Origin of the sequence: Alkalicoccobacillus plakortidis (assembly GCF_023703085.1) — a bacterium.
Classification (GTDB): Bacteria; Bacillota; Bacilli; order Bacillales; family Bacillaceae_D; genus Alkalicoccobacillus; species Alkalicoccobacillus plakortidis.
In genome coordinates this window covers 314040-332545 of the sequence record NZ_JAMQJY010000001.1, presented here as the reverse complement: position 1 = coordinate 332545, position 18506 = coordinate 314040, and the positions used below count along the sequence as shown (strand labels likewise).

Below are 18506 nucleotides of genomic sequence, written 5' to 3'. Positions count from 1 at the left end.
ATTAAAAGCACGTCTTCACATCATCAAACAATGACATACTATACAAAAAACCGAAATAAAATTATGCATAATTATATACCGAAACGCATGTTCATTCAGTTTCTTTTTTTGTTCATGTAGAGTAGACATGTGTACATTCACGAACGATTATCGATATTATATAAAAATCATTCACTTTCTACAAGCATCTTTTTGCTCATCAACTTACAAATTTCTACTCCATCTATAGGGTTAGAGAACATTTTATCAAATATATTCTGTTTCGTGTAGTCATTTCCCTTAAATAACATGTAATCATGTTCTCCGTCTGCAGAATGATTGTAAAGCAACGGCTATTGCTTCATAATAATAGTAAGTCGATCAAATATGTTGAAACATTTTTCTACAATAATCGTATATACAACCAATAGATAAAACTTTTAGCCATCTTATTATAGGAGGATTTATATATGAGTGAGAATCAATCTACGTCTATACCAAGCGAAGCTCTGAAAAAATATAAGCAGGATGAGGATCTTGATAGCTTGCTTCAATCACTACAATCATTAGGAGAAGAAGAGCAACGAGAAGCTGGTGAATCACTTGAAGCTCTTAAGCGACCTGTAAGAGAAATGATGGGTGATGACTCAAATGCTTTGCCTAACCAAGCTGCATGAGCTCCGTGAAATGGTATCAATGCTTGAACCAGATTACTTAAAAGATGGTCAACTAAAAAAATGGTTTGATAAAGTACTACGCCGTAATCCTGTTGAGCAATATGCAAAGAAATATCAAACCGTTGAGTCTCAGGTAGACCATATCATTGAAGGTCTTCTTACAGGAAAAGATAAGTTAGAAGAAGATAATGTAATGCTTATTCAACTAAAAGGTGTTGCGCGGGAGCGAATTGAAAAGCTCAATATTCAGATTCAACATGGTACTGAGTTACATGAGTTACTCGAACAAGAAATGACTTCCGAACAGTGGAAGGATAACCCGAATGAATTAAAAAAGGGTCAGCTTAAAATTACAACTAGAGTTAAAAATATGTCTCAAGCGGTTATGGTACTCCAGGAATCCCTTGCTTCAGTTGATCTTATTATTGAAAATAACGAAAAGCTTGAAGAAGCGATATTTAATGCAATTACTATGACTAAAAATATCATTACGGTTACCGCTTCTATCCAATTAGCGCTTAATAATCAACAAAAAGTCATTAAAGCCGTTCGTAATGTGAATGAGGCAACTGAATCGATGCTCCTCTCAAATGCTGCGCTGTTAAAACAAAATACAGAGCAAACTCTTAAGACATTAGAGGAACCCGCTATTGCACTTGAAGCATTCCGTAAAGCGTACCAGGATGTATTTGATGCAATCGAGTTAACTGAACAATCAAATGAGCGGATTGTCACAAGTGGTAAACAATTTATCATTGAAATGGATGAGCTAAATAAAGAAATGAAAACTAAACTGATCGGCAAGTAAAAGACGTTCATCGCACTTGCATAAGGAGGAATACGTGATGCTTAAATCTATTCAAGACTCTGCGTTCATGCGTTTTTTTACACCTTCATATAAAAAAACAATTGACGCACACCTGCTAAGCGATGATACAACGTCTCGATTAATTGCTGATACAGAACGTTTTCTTTCTAAGCTGGTTGATAAGGCAGATGGACGCAATCAAAAGCGCAATTTGCGACGCAAACAAAAAGAGTGGACCATTAAACTGCGCATTCAATACAAATTCATCAAATTGCAGATTATCGACTCTAAATACTCAAGTTCCCCTGTACACAAAAGAATTACTATTACCTGTCACAGGAAATATATAAAGGCAGAGAACGGTGTTGCGGCTGTTAAAGAGGCCAAAATTCACTTTTTAAAGGATGGCCGCTCACACGTTCGCAGCTTACGGGATTCCCCAAAATTTAGAGGTGTATTTTACCAGCTATTCAGACTAGATCAAGCTTATGTTCACGGTGGGAAGCAAGTTAAATCCTCTCTTGAACTGCTCTCAAATCAAGAAAAACAACTGAGTGCCTCGTACACGGATGATATACGATTGTTAGTTGAGGAAGGAAAACGTTACGTGGAGACGGTTAAACAATTTTCGATTGATGCACTGATTGAAAACCGGCTAATTCGTATCATACAACATACTCAAAAATTACAAGAGGATTTCCATTTCCTTGACTTTGAGCAACGACATACCGTCAGAAGAATGTTACGCGAGGATATTCCGAAGCTTTTGAACATGTTTTTAAGCCTCTCTCTTAAACATCAACTTGAACAAAAGGAAAATGTTTTTGTCTCATTGTCAAAGATGGAGCTCACACTTATCACGTATACACAATACCTTGAAGAGGTACGCTTAGAACATATGAACCACCTTATTCGTCTTCAATCGAAACGTTATGGGAATCCTACAGATTAAGGTATATCCCAGCACGATTTAACCTTTCAGGCTGAATCGTGTTTTTTTAGGCTTCTCTCTTGCGATTTCACTAAGCAATTGGCATAATAGACTATAATCAGAATGTATTAAAGTACGTTATTAACGTGTTGAAAAGGTGAGGGTCGCCATGGATCGAGTACAGGCACACAAAACAATCGGTAAAAAAGTCATTGTTGACGAAGGTTCGGAAGGTCGTTACTTGGGTGAATTGCTTGAAGTAATCACGGAACCAAAACGACCATGGAAAGGCAAAGTGAAAATTACGTCGGTATTAGTTCTTCCTCAAAGTATGTTTAGCAAAGGACAAATTAATGTCAACAAAATGAAATATAAAGAGTCACAGCTGACGGTTGTTCAAGGTCAAAAGATTGAAGCGGCTGCTTCTACCGTTCAAATTGAATCTTTTGCACAATCCATTGCAACGGGACTTCGTAAAAAATATCAGCAACTTAAAAAGCAACCTGAAGGGCAAGCGGAATTGTTGCAGACTCTAGAACAGTATATGAATAAGCTTAAACAGGTTAAGCAACGACCTGATCGGCCACAAAAACCGGTTGAAAAACCAACGGAATCGATGGCGAAATATACTTTACAAGCAAATGATTCTTCCTTTTATTTTATCAATGACCATGGCGAAATTTTGCCACTAACAGGTTCAACATTTGAATTCACTTGGAATCACCATTCTTCTTGGTATAGAGGGAAATATGAAGCAAATGGGATTTTTGTTAGCCATGAAGGACAGCGTTTCACTGCAAAAGAAGGCGATGTCTTTTATATGGATGAGCAACAATTTAATCCATACTTCATTTGGAAAAATGAACTTGAGCCAACTGCTCTAAGTGCATTCCAAAATAGTTTGGCTGCATTTGGTTTATCTGATGATGAATTAACTCATTGCCACAATTCTCTCTTAAATCAATTGTTAGGTAACCAACAAACAGATGTATTTAAAGGAGTTAGCTTTTTAACGTTTACTACTCCTGACATGTATGTATTAGTTCAACATCACTTTGATCGAACATTATACAAGGATAAAGAAGATCAAATTTATGATCGCTTTGAATTTACAACCGATAAAGGCGAACGTTCTGTTGTGTTTTATTCTAACGCCTTTTCAAAATAACAAAAAAAGGATGAGCTTATGCTTATCCTTTTTTTGCTGTATAGGAGTACCAATCTAACATTTGGTCAGCATGATCCTCGGTTAAATCACGAAGTTGGAATGATTTACCTGACAAACTCGATTGCACTGTAATCTTATAGGTTGCCAATCCTTGCCAAGCTTGTAGAATAGAGACTTGCTTTTCTGCTGACTGTACTTTCCATTTAGGTGCAACAACTTCTATTAAACTGAATGTACGATATCGAATCCACACATAATCTTCATACGCACCAGATCCACCGGACTTATATGTGAGCCAAGCAAGACATGCGCTAGCCATAATCACAAGGACTCCAAGCAGACCTAGCGGATAAAAGAAATAAACAGCTACGCCTGTTAGAATCGTTGGTATGCTTATATAACGAATGAGAAGTCGCCATAATGCATGTGATGGTAACGGCTGATAATGCCTAGTAAATGAATAATTTGGAAGGATGTCAGTTAGTACTGATTCTAAATCTGATTGCTTAACCAATGGGATTAACAGCGTTGAAGCTTGCTCATCCTTTGAGCCGCCTCCTGCACTCTCTACATAAACGGAGACAAAACCTAGAGGTTGGCGTAGCAAATTACGAACAAGTCGTACACTTGTAATGCGATTTAACTGAAGAGTTAACTGCCTTCTCTCAAGTAATCCCCTTGAAATAACTAGCTCACTACCATAGTGTTCGATTTGAAATCCTCCATATTTAATGATGGAAATCACACTCGAAATCGCCCACGAAAGAAGTAATCCAAGGAAAACCAGTCCTATAATCGTCAAAACAGAAGAAATGCCTAGGCGTGTGACAAAGCCAAACGAATTGTCAAACCATTCATCTGGGATAAATTGAAAAGATTGACCGAACAATGCACCAACTGCAGAAAAAATAAGTCCCACTCCACTTGAAGTAAGAGCCATGGCGACCAGTCTTTCTGTGCCAAGTTTCCAGGTGAATTCAGGTCCTTGTTCTGTTGGAATGTCACTTGAATCAGATTCTTCTAAATCAAGCTCTGATTGCTCCTGTTCTCCCCCAGTAGCTCTGCCTAATAATTCCTTACGAATGGCCTCGGCTTCTGCTTTTGTAACAGCCGTTAAGCGCGCTTCTGCTTCTGAATTACCACCTGCTGTCTCAATATCAATTCGCACCATACCGAATATCCGTTGGACAACACCAGCTGTAATATCAATACTCTGTACACGTTGGCGCTGTATATAGCGTTTTTTCTTTACAAATATCCCTTTTTGAATAAATAGTTCACCTTCTTGCAAACGATAGTAGAAGGTAAACCATGTTAGAACAGAACTGACTACCGCAAACACTAAAATCAAAATCCATAAATAACTAAAATACGAGTTATCATTCCCTGCTCCAATAACAAGTGTTGCGATAATAGGAAGGATAGAGCTTTTAATTGCTGAAACAAGTGATATAAGCATGTCTGACGGGTGCAGTCGCTTCAAATTATTCATCAAGTGCCACCGCCGCAAGTCTGGCGATCTGATCTCGTAACTCATCCGCTTCTTCAATAGGAAGAACTGGAATACGATGCGTGGTTGCTGCTGTTTGAATTTCAACAGAAGCCATTTTATACCTTCTAAGAATTGGGCCTTGCTCTGTTTCTACATGTTGAATCCTAGTCATGGGTACCAATGTACGACGAACAATTAAAACCCCTTGCACAATGTCAATTTCTTGTTCAAGCACTTGGTACCGAAAACGCCTCCATTGAATCGGTGGCCAAACGAGGATTAATGCTACTATATATAAAAGTAAAATGCCTATTAAAACAAAAAGGATCCAGATTGGCCAGTCAAAGTAATTCAAAGAAACCGCATATGCAATTGGCAAAATTAGCAGCATTAGTCCCTCCAAACTACGCTGAATTCGCCATATCGTAATTGATTTTTTGGAGAGTCGCTGTGTCGGCTCTTCTCTCATTATTCATTTACCTCTTCATCATCTGTTACATAAATAAGCTCTACACCTTGCTCTTTTAACCAAGTAAGAAGTTTTTGATTTAATGTTTGATCATATAACAAACCAATCGATTCGACCAATTCGACTTCTTTAAGATGACCCGATTTTGCATCTTCCATCATTTCAATTAAATCTTTCATCTGTTTTTCTTCAAACTCACTAAGTAGTTCTTCTTCGACTGACATTAAGATTCCTCCTGTTGGTTACGAGCTTCTGTCATTTGTTTCCACACAGAACCCTTGGCTTCTTCTCCACCAGCAATACGCTCTAAGGCCATTTTAGCTTGCAAAGCTACTTCGAATTCAGGATCTGATTCAGATACTTTTAATGCTTCTAGTGCTGATTCGTCTCCTTCTTCGTATAGGAACATTGCAGCTCTCCATCGAACCAATTTACTTTTGTCTTGAAGCGATTTAATCATTGCTGGAATAGCAGCAGGATCTCCAAGATCAGACACACAGTCTCCTGCTGTTCGTCTTACGGTAATGGAAGGGTCCTCAAGTGCTTTATATAGGTAAGGCAAAATATCCGATTCCTCAAGCATTCCGATATAAACAACAGCTAATCTGCGGATAGATGCTTTTTCATCTTCTAATGCTTTTTCTAAAACTGGTAGATCTGATGGTTTTGGATCCATCTGATCAAGCGCTGCATAACGCTCACGCCAGTCCTCTGCATCTAGCATTTCAAGTGTGACTGTATATCGATCAAGGAATGCATTAGATACCGTTTCTTCAGGAGATGTTGCTTGCTTCACAAGGGCATCCAAACGACGTTGTGTATAGGTAGCCGAGATTTCTTCTGCTATTTCTTGTGCAATACTCTCTAGCTCTCCGTAACGAATACCGTGGTCCTGCCACTTTCTTTCCATTACTACATTATCATCCGGTTGCTGCGCATCTGCGACCGCAAGTGCAAATCGTTCAGGCAGACCTTGCCTTTTTTCTTGTTCTCCATCTGTTAACTTTATTTGCATAGGAATTTGTTTAAATAGTTGAAGCTGAACGGTTACTTCGCCAAATCCATCAAGTGATGATTGTTCATCTTTTACTGCTTCGGCATCTTCCCCAAATACCTCCCGGACCTGAGGGAGAATCACTTTCCAGTCTGCTTTCGGATGGCGATCGATCGCTAAAAAGTCTGCTACATGATAAACCGACTTTACTCCTTCTATCTCAAATAAAGAGTGGATAAAAGTTGGTGCACCTTCATAATTAGATACGTGATATGTATTTTGGGAACCACCCTTTAGATGTTCGCTTAAAATTAACTTCATAGTATTTGGACTTGGTGTTGGTTCAATTGAGATAATTTTCAATGCTATCTCCTCCTTCTCGACGTTGCATAGCCCGATTTTAACACAAGTTTGGGTTGATAAACAATTGTACCCACTTGAGGTGATAGGTTTGAACACGCTTTTTTTATGATTCTCTGTTACACTATACTTAAAAGGAGGTAATAGAGATATGAAACTCGCTTTTTTATCAGATATTCATGGAAACGCTACTGCACTAGAAGCCGTACTAAACGAACTGAACCAGCAGGAAATTGATAAGATTTACATATTAGGTGACCTATGTTTTAGAGGCCCTGAACCTAAAAGAGTGCTTGAGTTAATCCAAGGTCTTGAGTCTGTTGAAGTAATTAAAGGAAATGCAGACGAGTGGCTTACAGATGGTTTTAGGGAGGGAGATTTCCCTGAAGAAGCTTTGACGATTTTAAACGAAGAACGCAATTGGACCTTGCAAAGGTTATCCGAAGAGGATCTAGAATATTTGAAGCAACTTCCAAAAGAATTTGTACTCGATGAATTGGATTCCATCATTCACGCCTTCCACGCTACACCTGATAGCTTATATGATATCGTGAATGTCGATGACTCTGAAGCCATTGAAAATGTCATTATGCAAAAAGATGAAGCCGATATCTATGTATACGGCCACACACATATCCCTTATGTACGTTCACTTCACGGAAAAAGTGTCATTAATACAGGTAGTGTTGGACTGCCATTTGACGGGCACCCACTCGCCTCTTACCTAGTTATTGATGTCGAAGAAGGTCGGCACCGCTTTCATTTAAATCGTGTTCCTTATAACAGAGAACATGTAGTAGAGTTGTATCGCCAAAGTGGTTATCCAAACCTAAAACAACTTGGTACGGTCATTTTTTATGGCGTTCGTCCATAAAAGCTAGCTAACATTAAAAAACGTCCTCAGGCCATTATATTGACCTGAGGACGTTTTTCATTTTAATAAGGACGCTAACCCTTCTGTTACCTCTTGAAACGAAGCTTGATCCCCTAAAACTGATTCGATTTCTTGCTGCGAATTGATGAAGATCGTAGTCGGAACCCCTTGGCATTTATATAAATCGTAAACCGTTCGACCCTCATCTAGCAAAACAGGAAATGTATAACCTTGTTCATGTACAAATGCACTAAGATCTTCAATACGCTCTCTTGCTGTTACATTAATCATGAGCATTTGCATTTTTGATTGATCCATCGCTTGAAACAAACGTTGTTTAAGAGCAAGGTCTACCCTCGAATCAGGACACCAGCTTGTCCAAAATGTCAGCATGACAGCTTGACCTGAGAACTGCTGCAATGAACAGCTCTCGTTCGTCAAATCGTTTTGCAAAGTAAAGGATGGTGCCGGTCGCATTGTTATGCCTCGTTTGCACAAAACTTATTATAAGCTAGTGCTAGGTTTCGAATAATCGATTCAGGTTCATGACCTTCAATTTCATCTCGTGGAATAAAATGAACCAATTCTTTTCCTTTAAACAAAGCCATAGAGGGTGAAGAAGGTGGTACTTCAGAAATATACGAACGGAACTGTGCTGTCGCTTCTTTGTCCTGTCCTGCAAAAACCGTCACTAAATGATCTGGTTTATGATCATGCATTAATGAAGTTACTGCTGAGGGGCGAGCCAACCCAGCTGCACAACCACATACAGAATTAACAACAACAAGTGTTGTCCCTTCAGCCTGCTCCATGTATTCATCCACATCAGATGCAGATAATAACTCTTTAAATCCATTCTCCGATAATTCGGCTCTCATTGGTAATACGACTTGTTTCATATATTCATCATAATGCATGGACATACTGTCACTCTCCTTTTGTCGTTGTAACACTAATTTTATTTGTTGTGTATGGTTGAAGTAATGAGTGAAGGGCTTGGAATTGATTGAAATGCATATCGACGTTCAACGCCTAAGCCCTTCTGAAAAATAAGCAAACAAGGAACACTCTGAATTTGCCATGTTTGCGCAAAGGAAGGATATTGATTAATATTTAACTGATTAATCTCTAACTCTTCATATGTCTGCTCCAAGATGGTAAGCATTGATGCAGCTCGTTTACAAGTCCCACATAATGGTGTATGAACAAACACAATGACTAGCTCATCTTTTTCTTCTAACCGTTTAGTTATTTCACCTTCAGATCGTTCTATCAACATCATTCCTCCTAAAACAAACGCTCGGCATTACTCTTGAATGGTGTCTAGATGAAAGACAGCCAAATCCTTCGCAATCCACGTGTTTTCAAAAGAATCAAGTGCTTCTTGTTGAAACTCATCTTCCTCATTTAAGTAACGTGAACTGATATGCGTGAGAATTAATTGGTTAACCTGTGCTTCTTTTGCAATGCTTGCCGCATCAGCAATAGTAGAATGACCAAATTCGTGGGCATTAGCTTCCAATCCTGAACGGAATGTTGCCTCATGTATTAATAAATCAGCATGTTTTGCAAATTCAACCATTTCAGGAATTGGCTGCGTGTCTCCAGCTATGACAACTACGCGTCCCTTTTTGGGCGAACCAATAAAATCAGCCCCATTTATCGCACGACCATCCTCTAATGAAACCATTTCACCTTGTTTAATTCGTTGGTAGATTGGTCCGGGAGGGATATTTAATGAACGTAATTTCTCTACATGAAGCTCACCTGGTTTATTATTCTCTTCCAACCGGTAGGCATAACTATCAATTGTATGCTTGGAGCTGACAAACCGTTACGGTAGCAAAACCAGCGTCAATCGTTAGCCCATGATGAACTTCAACAATATCTAGCTCATACCTGAGTTGTGTTCTTGAAACAGAAAGGGCTGCATGTATAAAGGATTCTAAGCCAGCAGGTCCATAAATCGTTAGCGGACTACTTGCTCCTTGAAACGAGCGAGTTCCCAAAAATCCTGGAAGTCCGTAAATATGGTCACCATGCAAATGTGTGATAAAAACCTTATCAATTCGTGAAGGTGATATAGCCGATTTCATTAGCTGATGCTGTGTTGCTTCCCCACAATCAATTAGCCATTGAGTGCCTCTTTCTTGTAAAAAACGAATGGCTAAACTACTAACATTTCGTTGGAGCGAGGGAACCCCTGCTCCGGTACCGAGAAAATGAAATTCCATGAGTCTTGTTCTCCATTATTCGTTATTAGGATTCCGATAAAAGATCAGCAAATCTTTTTGCATAAGGAGGTAGATCAGGGGGACGGCGGCTTGAGACAATATGACCATCCACAACAACTGCTTCATCTACCCATTCGGCTCCTGCATTTACCATATCATCGCGGATTCCTGGGGTACTCGTTACTTTTTTCCCTTTTAATATACCGGCAGAGATCAATACCCAGCAAGCATGACAAATTTGTCCAATCGGCTTTTGAGCTTGATCCATCTCTTTTACAATTTCTAAAAGCTTTGGATAACGTCTTAATTTATCAGGTGCCCAACCACCAGGAACAAGAATCGCATCATAATCACTTGCTTCTACTTGCTCATATGAATAGATTGTCGTTGCGGGCACACCATACTTACCAATGTAGGTATGATTTTGCTTTTCCCCAACAAGCTCTACCGTTGCGCCTTCTTCCTGCAGACGAAGAATCGGGTACCATAACTCTAGATCTTCAAATTCTTCATCAACAACAGCTAGAACTTTTTTATTCTCTAAGCGCATATCTAAACAAACCCCTTCTCTATCATTTGCCTATTAGTATAGCACGAGCGACGCTATAGCCAAAACCGAACCAACTGAAAATCCCAAAAAAACACAGTACGGAATGAGACTCCCGTACTGTTTGTTTTAAACTCATTATCAAATTAACAGATGAAATAGATTCTCGTCCTTATTAATTTCCTGATACTCAAAATTTCTCTCTTTTAATCGATCAATTAAGCGACCATAATCCTTGTTGTAAGCAAGTTCAACCCCAATTAAAACAGGTCCATTTGAACGATTATTCTTCTTGGTGTATTCAAAGCGTGTAATATCGTCTTCAGGTCCAAGCACTTCTTGAATAAATTCACGTAGTGCACCAAGCTCTCTGTGGAAACTGAATCATGAAATAGTGCTGAAGTCCTTCATAAATTAATGAACGTTCACGCATCTCTTCCATCCTCCCGATATCATTATTGCCTCCACTCACAACACAAACAACCGTTTTTCCTTTTATCTGCTCACGATAAAAGTCTAACGCTGCAATTGGCATCGCTCCTGCTGGTTCAGCTACTATCGCATTTTGATTATAGAGTTCAAGAATGGTGGTACAGATTTTCCCTTCAGGAACTAAGATGATATCGTCTAGTGTCTCTTTACAGATATCGAATGCTAAATCCCCTACGCGTTTAACAGCTGCACCATCAACAAACTTGTCTATTTGTTCAAGCTCGACAACTTTTCCTTGCTTTAAGGATTCCTTCATCGAAGCAGCTCCTAGAGGTTCACAGCCGATCATTTTTGTATAAGGGCTAACACTTTTTATATATGTACTGATGCCACTTATTAATCCCCCACCACCGATAGAGGAAAAAATGTAGTCAATCTGACACTCGGTATCATTTAAGATTTCCATTCCAACTGTGCCTTGGCCAACAATGATTTTTTCTTGATTAAATGGATGGATAAAGGACATATCATGTTCATCACAATAAACCATCGCTTCATTATAAGAATCATCAAATGTATCTCCAACAAGAACAACCTTAACAAATTCTTTACCAAAAAAGTTTACTTGATCAACCTTTTGCCTTGGAGTAGTGGTTGGCATAAAAATGGTACCATTAATTTTCAGAGCCTGACAGGAGTAAGCGACACCCTGTGCGTGGTTCCCTGCACTTGCACATACAACACCTTTACTCAACTCTTCTTGAGTTAGGCTTGAAATTTGATAAAAAGCTCCTCTTATTTTAAAGGAACGAACGACTTGAAGGTCTTCTCTTTTCAGATACACATTACAGTCATACCGCTCTGATAAAACCTGGTCCAACTGCAGAGGCGTATGCGTGACAACGTCTTTAATCCGTTGATGCGCAATCATAATGTCTTCTAAATGAACGGTACTCATTCTACTAAATCCTTTCGTCGCTTTGCCCGTAAAGATTACTGACAGTGACTAATCTTATTTTCGATACATTACGTGTAAATATGATCCATTTTAACACACTAAAATGGGTTTGATAAGTAACAGCCTGATAGTTTCTACACTCTTTTTGAAATAAAACGATTCTCATTGCTTTACGCTCATTTGTTTTTTATACTTATGAAGAGATAAACGAAACGGAGGGGTTAGGTATGTGGATGAAAACAACCTGGATGTCACTTATTGCACTTCTTTTAGCCTTGGTTCCATTGAAAGCGGTTAACGCGGCAACTGAAGCAGCAGAATCCGAACCAATGGGAACATTTGTAACAGTACTTGCCATTTTATCTTTTGCTACACTTGCACTTATGATGTTTTATTCTGTACGAGATAATAATTAATATCAAACGACGGACGCATTCTTTTAAAGAGGATCGTTCGTTTTTTTGATTTTAAGGGTCGAATGCTAATTTGCAAGTTGCGCAAATTTACATGTAGGTCGACTCCAGTGGGAATTACGGGCAAGGTTGAAATGATTTAACTAAGCCAAATTAGGCGGGCGGGCGCCGCCCACGGAAAGCGTGCCCCTCATCCCGGGAGCGAATTGACTGCTATCCCCCCTTATGTTAATTAGGATACCTAAACCAAAACAACGAAAGATCCTCAACTAAGGATCTTTCGTTGTTTAATCTGCCAAGCTTCGCGTCACTACTCTGTCTTCAACAAATCCTCAACCTGTCTCAAAACATAATCAACGGCTTTAAATGTTTCGATCTGAGTTTTGCGACTTGTTTTTGGATAAAACGACTTTATCGCAACGACTTCAAAATTATCAACAGTTTGTACAAGCTGATTCGCATGTAAATCTTTCGGGTTATGTTCTTTCACTAACTCTTCTGCTAGTGGTAACCATTCCTCAGATACTACTTTTGCCTCTTCCGCAAAAGGTTTAACTAAGCCAAAAAAATCAACCTCGTACCCTTCTGTTCTCGTGTGATTTAAATATATATCTTCTGCATACTGATTCATTTCCAACAAACGATTCGTATGTTTTATCAATTGATTTCTGTTTTCTGAATCCATCCTGATCCCTCCAGCTACAAGTGTAGCAAAGGATAGCCTTACTTAAAAGGAAAAGAAATGAAGGAACGTTTTCCAACCTTTTCGATTAGTGCCACCTGACGCCATGGGAAGTGAGTCTTCTTTATCACGTTCAATGGATTGGCATGCTTCCATTCGAATTAATCGATTCTCCAGACGCTTTAATAAAACCGACATTTCATCCATCTCTGAACGGTGTTTGAGTAACTGATAACTCACGACCTCATCTGCTTTTTGAGAAAGTTTAGCATCAATTTCTTGTATATGTGTCATCATCTCGTGTAATTTCTCTTGGTACTCAGCAGAAGAAACCGACGGACTTGTTTGAGGTGTTGCTTGTTTCTTTGTATAACCCTGATCAAGTTGGATTTCCTTCATTTTTTTACCTGACTTCAATTGCTGATTAATGAAAAGTAGTGTTTTCACTTGTTCTTCCGTATAAAAGTAATGCCCAAGCTCGTTTTGCTCACACCGAATGTTAAAATATTTAGTCCAACGCTGCACGGTTGTTGGATTCACCCCTATTTTCAAAGAGATGTCCTTCGTTTTAATGGATCCGTCCATCTGCCTTCCTCCTTTTTATTTTACGAATATACCTTTATGTCTTTGGCTCTTGCTCTCTTCATTCTCCTTTATGTCCCCATCCACCTGCACTGCTGACAAAACTAGTATTCATTCGGCAAACATAGTATATCTATTGCTTTGTTCGACTTTTTCTACATGTTTTAGCAATGGTTCGCCATACTAAAATCAAACAGTAGAAAGGAGAGTGATTTTCATGAAAGAAAAACGAAATCGTGATAAACAGACAGATAAACAACAGAAGACTACAATCAATCCTACAAACATTACTGACAAAAAACTTGGCGGCCCCAATAAACCTGCTGAATAACAAACAAAACAAGCCAGCTCTTCACTTCTGAGCTGGCTTGTTTTGTTTATCTGATTTTGACTCGACAATGGACGTTACCCATTTTTTGGTCTTCATTGCCATGTAGATCATCATCCACTTATGCTTTACCCATTTTTCGCGGGGGACGGGAACCCACTCTTTAATCGGTAAAAAATATGCAGAGATGTTCTTGTGATTTGAATACCAATCCACTCGACTTTCTATTTTGTGATTTATTTTTGGATAGACCAAACGCAAGCAGGCACTTTCCACACGTGGTGACCAACTCATTTGTTTAAAATAATCTCTGCGCGAACCAGAATGAGGATTCTGATCCATAAAAAAGGATATCGACTGATGCAGGTCAGGATGAAACAAAAGATACGCTAACTGCTTACCTAATTTAATTCGTTTTGAAACCTGCTCGAATTGCCGTACGTATAAAGTATAGAGCTGCCCTTCTATCGTTGGAAGCAACACATAACTAAAATGAGTATGCTGTTCTATTTGAAAAAATAATTTTGAGGAGATAATTGATTTAAACAATTTCTTCTGAATAACAGCTGATTCTAATACATGCTGTTCATTAATAATTAAAGCGGTACAAAGTCTCTCTTCATCATGTTCTAACCAGAATCTGTTCCATTCTTGAACCATAAATGCAGAGACACCAAATTCACCTAACAAATCAAACAAAGGCTGCCCTACACGTTTTGAGTGTTCATACACGAGTAATTGTGGACATGCATCATCAAAAATGGTCCAGTTTCCTGTTTCATAAATGGAAAACAAGCGTGTTCGGTCTTTTTCACTTAATAACACTTGAAACCACTGATTAGCGAGATCCGTCATATTCCAGCCTGCATTTCTTGAGACTAAACCAGCGAGTAGAGACCATCTAATCTCTGGATGTTTTTTATAAAATCGTTCATAAAAAGCTGTGCGAGTAAGATTGTCTTTATTTGCTTTATCAACTTGATTTGTAATCGTTTTTTTAACTTGCCGAAATGGCTGAGGTTCTTTTCTCATTGATTTACACCTTTCATGACTTTTTCACGAACTTATGTTTTCATTACACACACTTTTATGTGTGATGTGGTATGATACGGTTTGAACCTTCTTAGGTAGGTTCTACGTCTTCATGCCAAAACATACAATTCAAGCTTGGAAAGGGTGATTTACGGTATGGCAATCCGTTACCCCAATGGAAAGAAATACGCAGCTATTCAATCAGATACAAAAAAGAAACCAACTTTGGGCAAAACCAACACATACAGCAATCGCGGAATGACACTTGAGGATGATATTAACCACTCCAATGCTTATTATTTAGATAGAGGAGTTGCAGTCATCCACAAAAAACCTACGCCCGTGCAAATTGTTGATGTGCATTATCCTAAAAGAAGTGCAGCTGTCATTAAGGAGGCTTATTTTAAACAAGCGTCTACAACAGATTATAATGGCGTATTTAATGGTCACTATATAGATTTCGAAGCGAAGGAAACCAAAAATAAAACATCCTTTCCTTTGCAAAACTTCCACGACCACCAAATTACACATATGAAGCAAGTCTTATCTCAAAAAGGCATCTGTTTTGTGCTTTTACGCTTTTCACTAACGGATGAAGTCTTTTTAGTAGATGCTAAACAATTGATCCACTGCTATGAAAACCAAGAAGAACGAAAATCAATACCTAAAAAAGATATCCAATCTTATGGTCACAAGATATCCTTAGGCCTTACTCCAAGACTTGATTACTTAAGCATTGTTCAAAAGATCTATCTAACTTGAACAAACAATGAAAGGAAGATACGAAATGTCTGATCAAAATACAAGGCAAGGTCGTAGACAAGCACGTATGCAAGAGTCATCTAATAAGAAAAAGAAATCAAATGGCAAACCAAAAAGAGGTTTAGTTAAAAAGATTTTTATGACTCTTGTCGTGTTAGCAGCAGTTGGTATTATTGCTGGTGGAGTGACCGCAGGAGTGATTATTGCAGGTGCTCCAGATCTTGATGAAGAAAAATTAATGCTTGCTCAACCCATTTCAATTTATGACCAGGACGATGAATTGGTTTCATTATTAGATACAGGTGAAAGACGAATTAATGCTTCCTATGATGAATTACCAGAGAACTTAAAAGATGCCATTATTTCCGTTGAGGATATGCGCTTTTATGATCATTTTGGGATTGATTTACGTCGACTTGCTTGGTGCTGTTCGTGCAAATATCACAGAAGGCTTTGGGGCTGAAGGTGCTAGTACAATTACACAACAGCTAGTTAAAAATCTATTTTTAAATAACGAAAAAGCTTTAACACGAAAAGTTCAAGAACAGTATCTAGCCATTAAGCTAGAGCAGCAATATTCAAAAGATCAAATACTTACCATGTATTTAAATCAAATATATTTAGGACGAGCAGGTTATGGAGTAAAAATTGCGGCCGAAACCTACTTTAACAAATCATTGGATGAGTTATCGATTGCTGACGCTGCCCTTTTAGCGGGTATTCCTCGTCGCCCAAGCTATTATGATCCAATTCAAAATCCAGAGAATGCTGAATCTAGACGTAATCTCATTATCGGGTTAATGGAACAACAAGGGAAAATCACAGCAGAGGAAGCCGAAGAAGCAAGAAATGTATCAATTGAAGATCAAATCGATTATACAGAGACTGACACTACCTCTCCATACGCTGCCTTTTATAGTGAGGTGCTTAAAGAGCTGGAAGAAAATGACGACTTTACTGTGAACGATATCTATAATTCTGGATTACAAGTTTATACAAGTCTTGATACAGATGCTCAGGAGCATGTTGAAAATGTGCTGGAAAGTGATGAGATTATCACAAACTACCCTGACAACCCTGACTTCCAAGCAGGTATTACATTAATGGACACCACAAACGGTCAAATTAAAGCGATTGGAAGTGGTCGTCAGCAATCAAGTAACCGAAATGACTTTAACTATGCTACAGATATTACTCGTCAGCCAGGTTCAACGATTAAGCCAATACTAGATTATGCACCTGCGATTGAATATTTACAGTGGTCAACGGCGCATGTTCTTGTAGATGAGCCACATGAGTACTCAAATGGAGATGAATTTGGAAACTTTGGAGGAACATATAAAGGAGCCATTTCTATGCGCTCTGCCCTCTCTAGCTCACAAAACGTACCTGCTGTTAAAGCACTACAAGAGGTTGGCTTGGAACGAGCAGAACCATTTGCTAAACAATTACTTACTCTTGATCATGAAGAGACTTTTCAAGAAGCCTATGCATTAGGTGGATTTGATAAAGGGGTATCAACTAAAGATATGGCCGGCGCTTATGCAGCCTTCGGAAATGGTGGTACTTTTACAGAACCCCATACTATCCGAAAAATTGTGTTTGCGGATGACCGAGAAATTAATCTAGAACCAGAACCTGTTAAAGCAATGGAAGATTATACTGCCTATATGATCACCGATATGTTAAAAACAGTTGTTTCTTCTGGTACAGGACAACAAGCTAATGTAGCAGGTGTTCCTCTCGCGGGAAAAACGGGTACAACCAATTTTACGCTAGCACAGAGAGAGCAACATAACATCCCGAGTAGCGGTTCACCAGATTCATGGTTTGCTGGCTATTCAACAAACTACACAGCAGCTGTTTGGACTGGATATGATGGTGTAAAAGAAGGTAACTACATCAACCGTGATAACAACGAAAACCGAATTGCCCAGCACATTTTTAAATCTGTGATGGAGCAGATTTCTGCTGGTAAAGAGTCATCAGATTTTGTGAAACCAGATTCTGTTATTGAACGTCGAGTAGAACGTGGTACGGAGAAGTTACCGAGTTCTGGTACACCACAAAGCGAAATTGTGACAGAGCTGTTTGTTCGTGGCGCTGAACCGACAGAAGAATCGGAAACCTATGAAGAAGAAGAGGAAGAAGAATTAGAAGAGCTACCTAGTCCTACTGGACTTCAAGCTTCCTATGATGAATCATCAGAGCAAATTATAGTTAGCTGAATTACCCAAATTCTGTGGATGTGGATGTTAGCTTTGAGGTACAGGTTTCAACTGATGGTGGCAGTAACCAAATCATTGAGAATACCTCAGATGAACAATCGATTTATACAAATACAGAACCTGGCTCAACCTATCAGTTCTCTGTCACGGCTGTCTCTAATGAAGATTCCGACCTACGCAGCAACCCGGCTACAGCAAGTGTGAGTGTGCCTGCTGTTGAAGAAGAAGAGGAAGAAGAAGAACCGGTGGAGGAAGAAATTCCTGAGGAAGAGAATCAGCCAGAAGAAACACCTGATGAGAACGATAATGGAACACCTGATGATGGAAATGCCGACAACGGTGAAGACCAACCAGATAATGGTGAAGGCGATTCGGGAAATGGCAACAATAATGGAAACAACCCAGGTAATGGTGACGATGGAAACAACGGTGGCGGAAATGGTAATGATAATGGAAACGGTAATGGAGATGATGGATCAAACGGAGATGACAACGGCGAACCTTCAGATTCAGAACCCGAAACTCCACCAGATGAAGAATCAGATGAATAAAAAAA

General features: G+C 38.9%; 22 protein-coding genes and 2 pseudogenes. 11 read left to right on the top strand and 13 right to left on the bottom strand.

The window, feature by feature from the left end; genetic code table 11:
• Window positions 1–449 precede the first annotated feature (449 nt).
• The 4 genes from NDM98_RS24510 (at window position 450) to NDM98_RS01925 (ending at window position 3563) form a co-directional block, all read left to right on the top strand.
• Complete coding sequence (locus NDM98_RS24510) at window positions 450–656, top strand: hypothetical protein (RefSeq protein WP_373370346.1); 207 nt, start codon at window positions 450–452, stop codon at window positions 654–656.
• Window positions 622–1464, top strand: coding sequence for a toxic anion resistance protein (locus NDM98_RS01935; RefSeq protein ID WP_373370386.1), 843 nt, complete (start codon window positions 622–624; stop codon window positions 1462–1464). Before NDM98_RS24510 ends, NDM98_RS01935 begins: the two co-directional genes overlap by 35 nt.
• Window positions 1465–1501: 37 nt before the next feature.
• Window positions 1502–2416, top strand: a complete 915-nt coding sequence (locus NDM98_RS01930) for a hypothetical protein (protein WP_251604031.1) — start codon at window positions 1502–1504, stop codon at window positions 2414–2416.
• A gap of 148 nt (window positions 2417–2564) precedes the next feature.
• A complete protein-coding gene (locus tag NDM98_RS01925; protein WP_251604029.1) occupies window positions 2565–3563 on the top strand; it encodes a DUF2777 family protein in 999 nt (332 codons plus the stop codon).
• A gap of 22 nt (window positions 3564–3585) precedes the next feature.
• Here the strand turns inward: NDM98_RS01925 and NDM98_RS01920 are convergent, their stop codons facing one another.
• The 4 genes from NDM98_RS01920 to NDM98_RS01905 are packed head-to-tail and all read right to left on the bottom strand — an operon-like array spanning window position 3586 to window position 6881.
• The gene (locus tag NDM98_RS01920; RefSeq protein WP_251604026.1) at window positions 3586–5055 is read right to left on the bottom strand and encodes a PH domain-containing protein; all 1470 of its coding nucleotides are present in this window, start codon (window positions 5053–5055) and stop codon (window positions 3586–3588) included.
• The gene (locus tag NDM98_RS01915; protein ID WP_251604023.1) at window positions 5048–5524 is read right to left on the bottom strand and encodes a PH domain-containing protein; all 477 of its coding nucleotides are present in this window, start codon (window positions 5522–5524) and stop codon (window positions 5048–5050) included. The genes NDM98_RS01920 and NDM98_RS01915 overlap by 8 nt, the downstream gene beginning before the upstream one ends.
• Window positions 5524–5748, bottom strand: a complete 225-nt coding sequence (locus NDM98_RS01910; protein ID WP_251604020.1) for a hypothetical protein — start codon at window positions 5746–5748, stop codon at window positions 5524–5526. The genes NDM98_RS01915 and NDM98_RS01910 overlap by 1 nt, the downstream gene beginning before the upstream one ends.
• Window positions 5748–6881, bottom strand: a complete 1134-nt coding sequence (locus NDM98_RS01905; protein ID WP_251604017.1) for a conserved virulence factor C family protein — start codon at window positions 6879–6881, stop codon at window positions 5748–5750. The genes NDM98_RS01910 and NDM98_RS01905 overlap by 1 nt, the downstream gene beginning before the upstream one ends.
• A 148-nt stretch (window positions 6882–7029) precedes the next feature.
• Between NDM98_RS01905 and NDM98_RS01900 the strand changes: the two genes are divergently transcribed.
• Window positions 7030–7752 (top strand): metallophosphoesterase family protein, encoded by a 723-nt coding sequence (locus NDM98_RS01900; protein ID WP_251604014.1) that lies wholly within the window; start codon window positions 7030–7032, stop codon window positions 7750–7752.
• Between the two features lie 57 nt (window positions 7753–7809).
• Here the strand turns inward: NDM98_RS01900 and NDM98_RS01895 are convergent, their stop codons facing one another.
• The 6 genes and pseudogenes from NDM98_RS01895 to ilvA all read right to left on the bottom strand — a co-directional run bounded on the left by NDM98_RS01895 (window position 7810) and on the right by ilvA (window position 11923).
• A complete protein-coding gene (locus NDM98_RS01895; RefSeq protein WP_251604011.1) occupies window positions 7810–8229 on the bottom strand; it encodes a TlpA family protein disulfide reductase in 420 nt (139 codons plus the stop codon).
• Between the two features lie 2 nt (window positions 8230–8231).
• Window positions 8232–8675, bottom strand: coding sequence for a BrxA/BrxB family bacilliredoxin (locus NDM98_RS01890; RefSeq protein WP_251604008.1), 444 nt, complete (start codon window positions 8673–8675; stop codon window positions 8232–8234).
• 35 nt (window positions 8676–8710) lie between these two features.
• Window positions 8711–9034 (bottom strand): thioredoxin family protein, encoded by a 324-nt coding sequence (locus NDM98_RS01885; protein ID WP_251604005.1) that lies wholly within the window; start codon window positions 9032–9034, stop codon window positions 8711–8713.
• 24 nt (window positions 9035–9058) lie between these two features.
• A pseudogene (gene rnz / locus NDM98_RS01880) lies at window positions 9059–9986 on the bottom strand (ribonuclease Z).
• Window positions 9987–10011: 25 nt separating this feature from the next.
• The gene (locus NDM98_RS01875) at window positions 10012–10536 is read right to left on the bottom strand and encodes a type 1 glutamine amidotransferase domain-containing protein (protein WP_251604002.1); all 525 of its coding nucleotides are present in this window, start codon (window positions 10534–10536) and stop codon (window positions 10012–10014) included.
• A 138-nt stretch (window positions 10537–10674) separates the two neighbouring features.
• Window positions 10675–11923 (bottom strand): annotated as a pseudogene (gene ilvA / locus NDM98_RS01870) (threonine ammonia-lyase IlvA).
• Between the two features lie 227 nt (window positions 11924–12150).
• Here ilvA and NDM98_RS01865 point away from each other — a divergent pair.
• A complete protein-coding gene (locus NDM98_RS01865) occupies window positions 12151–12339 on the top strand; it encodes a hypothetical protein (RefSeq protein ID WP_251603989.1) in 189 nt (62 codons plus the stop codon).
• Between the two features lie 307 nt (window positions 12340–12646).
• On the opposite strand, the gene NDM98_RS01860 is transcribed toward NDM98_RS01865, so the two are convergent.
• Both NDM98_RS01860 and racA read right to left on the bottom strand, forming a co-directional pair.
• Entirely contained in the window at window positions 12647–13021 is a 375-nt protein-coding gene (locus tag NDM98_RS01860) for a YppE family protein (protein ID WP_251603986.1), read from the bottom strand.
• 42 nt (window positions 13022–13063) lie between these two features.
• Window positions 13064–13603 (bottom strand): chromosome-anchoring protein RacA, encoded by a 540-nt coding sequence (gene racA, locus NDM98_RS01855; RefSeq protein WP_251603983.1) that lies wholly within the window; start codon window positions 13601–13603, stop codon window positions 13064–13066.
• A 214-nt stretch (window positions 13604–13817) separates the two neighbouring features.
• On the opposite strand from racA, the gene NDM98_RS01850 reads away from it, so the two are divergent.
• Window positions 13818–13931, top strand: coding sequence for a spore protein (locus NDM98_RS01850; protein WP_251603980.1), 114 nt, complete (start codon window positions 13818–13820; stop codon window positions 13929–13931).
• Window positions 13932–13952: 21 nt separating this feature from the next.
• On the opposite strand, the gene NDM98_RS01845 is transcribed toward NDM98_RS01850, so the two are convergent.
• Window positions 13953–14960, bottom strand: a complete 1008-nt coding sequence (locus tag NDM98_RS01845; RefSeq protein ID WP_251603977.1) for a DUF2515 family protein — start codon at window positions 14958–14960, stop codon at window positions 13953–13955.
• Between the two features lie 156 nt (window positions 14961–15116).
• Between NDM98_RS01845 and recU the strand changes: the two genes are divergently transcribed.
• Genes recU through NDM98_RS01825 form a run of 4 tightly spaced genes read left to right on the top strand, consistent with a single transcriptional unit; the run spans window position 15117 to window position 18501 of the window.
• Window positions 15117–15722: a Holliday junction resolvase RecU gene (recU, locus tag NDM98_RS01840; RefSeq protein WP_251603974.1), complete on the top strand. Its 606-nt coding sequence runs from the start codon at window positions 15117–15119 to the stop codon at window positions 15720–15722.
• 25 nt (window positions 15723–15747) lie between these two features.
• A complete protein-coding gene (locus tag NDM98_RS01835; RefSeq protein WP_251603971.1) occupies window positions 15748–16185 on the top strand; it encodes a transglycosylase domain-containing protein in 438 nt (145 codons plus the stop codon).
• The gene (locus NDM98_RS01830; RefSeq protein WP_251603968.1) at window positions 16109–17950 is read left to right on the top strand and encodes a transglycosylase domain-containing protein; all 1842 of its coding nucleotides are present in this window, start codon (window positions 16109–16111) and stop codon (window positions 17948–17950) included. Before NDM98_RS01835 ends, NDM98_RS01830 begins: the two co-directional genes overlap by 77 nt.
• A gap of 14 nt (window positions 17951–17964) precedes the next feature.
• A complete protein-coding gene (locus NDM98_RS01825; RefSeq protein WP_251603965.1) occupies window positions 17965–18501 on the top strand; it encodes a hypothetical protein in 537 nt (178 codons plus the stop codon).
• Window positions 18502–18506 lie beyond the last annotated feature (5 nt).

Bases quoted from the DNA above. Each gene is read 5' to 3' on its own strand.
- NDM98_RS24510 (WP_373370346.1), top strand. From the start codon at position 450: ATGAGTGAGAATCAATCTACGTCTATACCAAGCGAAGCTCTGAAAAAA.
- NDM98_RS01935 (WP_373370386.1), top strand. From the start codon at position 622: ATGACTCAAATGCTTTGCCTAACCAAGCTGCATGAGCTCCGTGAAATG.
- NDM98_RS01930 (WP_251604031.1), top strand. From the start codon at position 1,502: ATGCTTAAATCTATTCAAGACTCTGCGTTCATGCGTTTTTTTACACCT.
- NDM98_RS01925 (WP_251604029.1), top strand. From the start codon at position 2,565: ATGGATCGAGTACAGGCACACAAAACAATCGGTAAAAAAGTCATTGTT.
- NDM98_RS01920 (WP_251604026.1), bottom strand. From the start codon at position 5,055: ATGAATAATTTGAAGCGACTGCACCCGTCAGACATGCTTATATCACTT.
- NDM98_RS01915 (WP_251604023.1), bottom strand. From the start codon at position 5,524: ATGAGAGAAGAGCCGACACAGCGACTCTCCAAAAAATCAATTACGATA.
- NDM98_RS01910 (WP_251604020.1), bottom strand. From the start codon at position 5,748: ATGTCAGTCGAAGAAGAACTACTTAGTGAGTTTGAAGAAAAACAGATG.
- NDM98_RS01900 (WP_251604014.1), top strand. From the start codon at position 7,030: ATGAAACTCGCTTTTTTATCAGATATTCATGGAAACGCTACTGCACTA.
- NDM98_RS01895 (WP_251604011.1), bottom strand. From the start codon at position 8,229: ATGCGACCGGCACCATCCTTTACTTTGCAAAACGATTTGACGAACGAG.
- NDM98_RS01890 (WP_251604008.1), bottom strand. From the start codon at position 8,675: ATGTCCATGCATTATGATGAATATATGAAACAAGTCGTATTACCAATG.
- NDM98_RS01885 (WP_251604005.1), bottom strand. From the start codon at position 9,034: ATGATGTTGATAGAACGATCTGAAGGTGAAATAACTAAACGGTTAGAA.
- NDM98_RS01875 (WP_251604002.1), bottom strand. From the start codon at position 10,536: ATGCGCTTAGAGAATAAAAAAGTTCTAGCTGTTGTTGATGAAGAATTT.
- NDM98_RS01865 (WP_251603989.1), top strand. From the start codon at position 12,151: ATGTGGATGAAAACAACCTGGATGTCACTTATTGCACTTCTTTTAGCC.
- NDM98_RS01860 (WP_251603986.1), bottom strand. From the start codon at position 13,021: ATGGATTCAGAAAACAGAAATCAATTGATAAAACATACGAATCGTTTG.
- racA (WP_251603983.1), bottom strand. From the start codon at position 13,603: ATGGACGGATCCATTAAAACGAAGGACATCTCTTTGAAAATAGGGGTG.
- NDM98_RS01850 (WP_251603980.1), top strand. From the start codon at position 13,818: ATGAAAGAAAAACGAAATCGTGATAAACAGACAGATAAACAACAGAAG.
- NDM98_RS01845 (WP_251603977.1), bottom strand. From the start codon at position 14,960: ATGAGAAAAGAACCTCAGCCATTTCGGCAAGTTAAAAAAACGATTACA.
- recU (WP_251603974.1), top strand. From the start codon at position 15,117: ATGGCAATCCGTTACCCCAATGGAAAGAAATACGCAGCTATTCAATCA.
- NDM98_RS01835 (WP_251603971.1), top strand. From the start codon at position 15,748: ATGTCTGATCAAAATACAAGGCAAGGTCGTAGACAAGCACGTATGCAA.
- NDM98_RS01830 (WP_251603968.1), top strand. From the start codon at position 16,109: ATGATCATTTTGGGATTGATTTACGTCGACTTGCTTGGTGCTGTTCGT.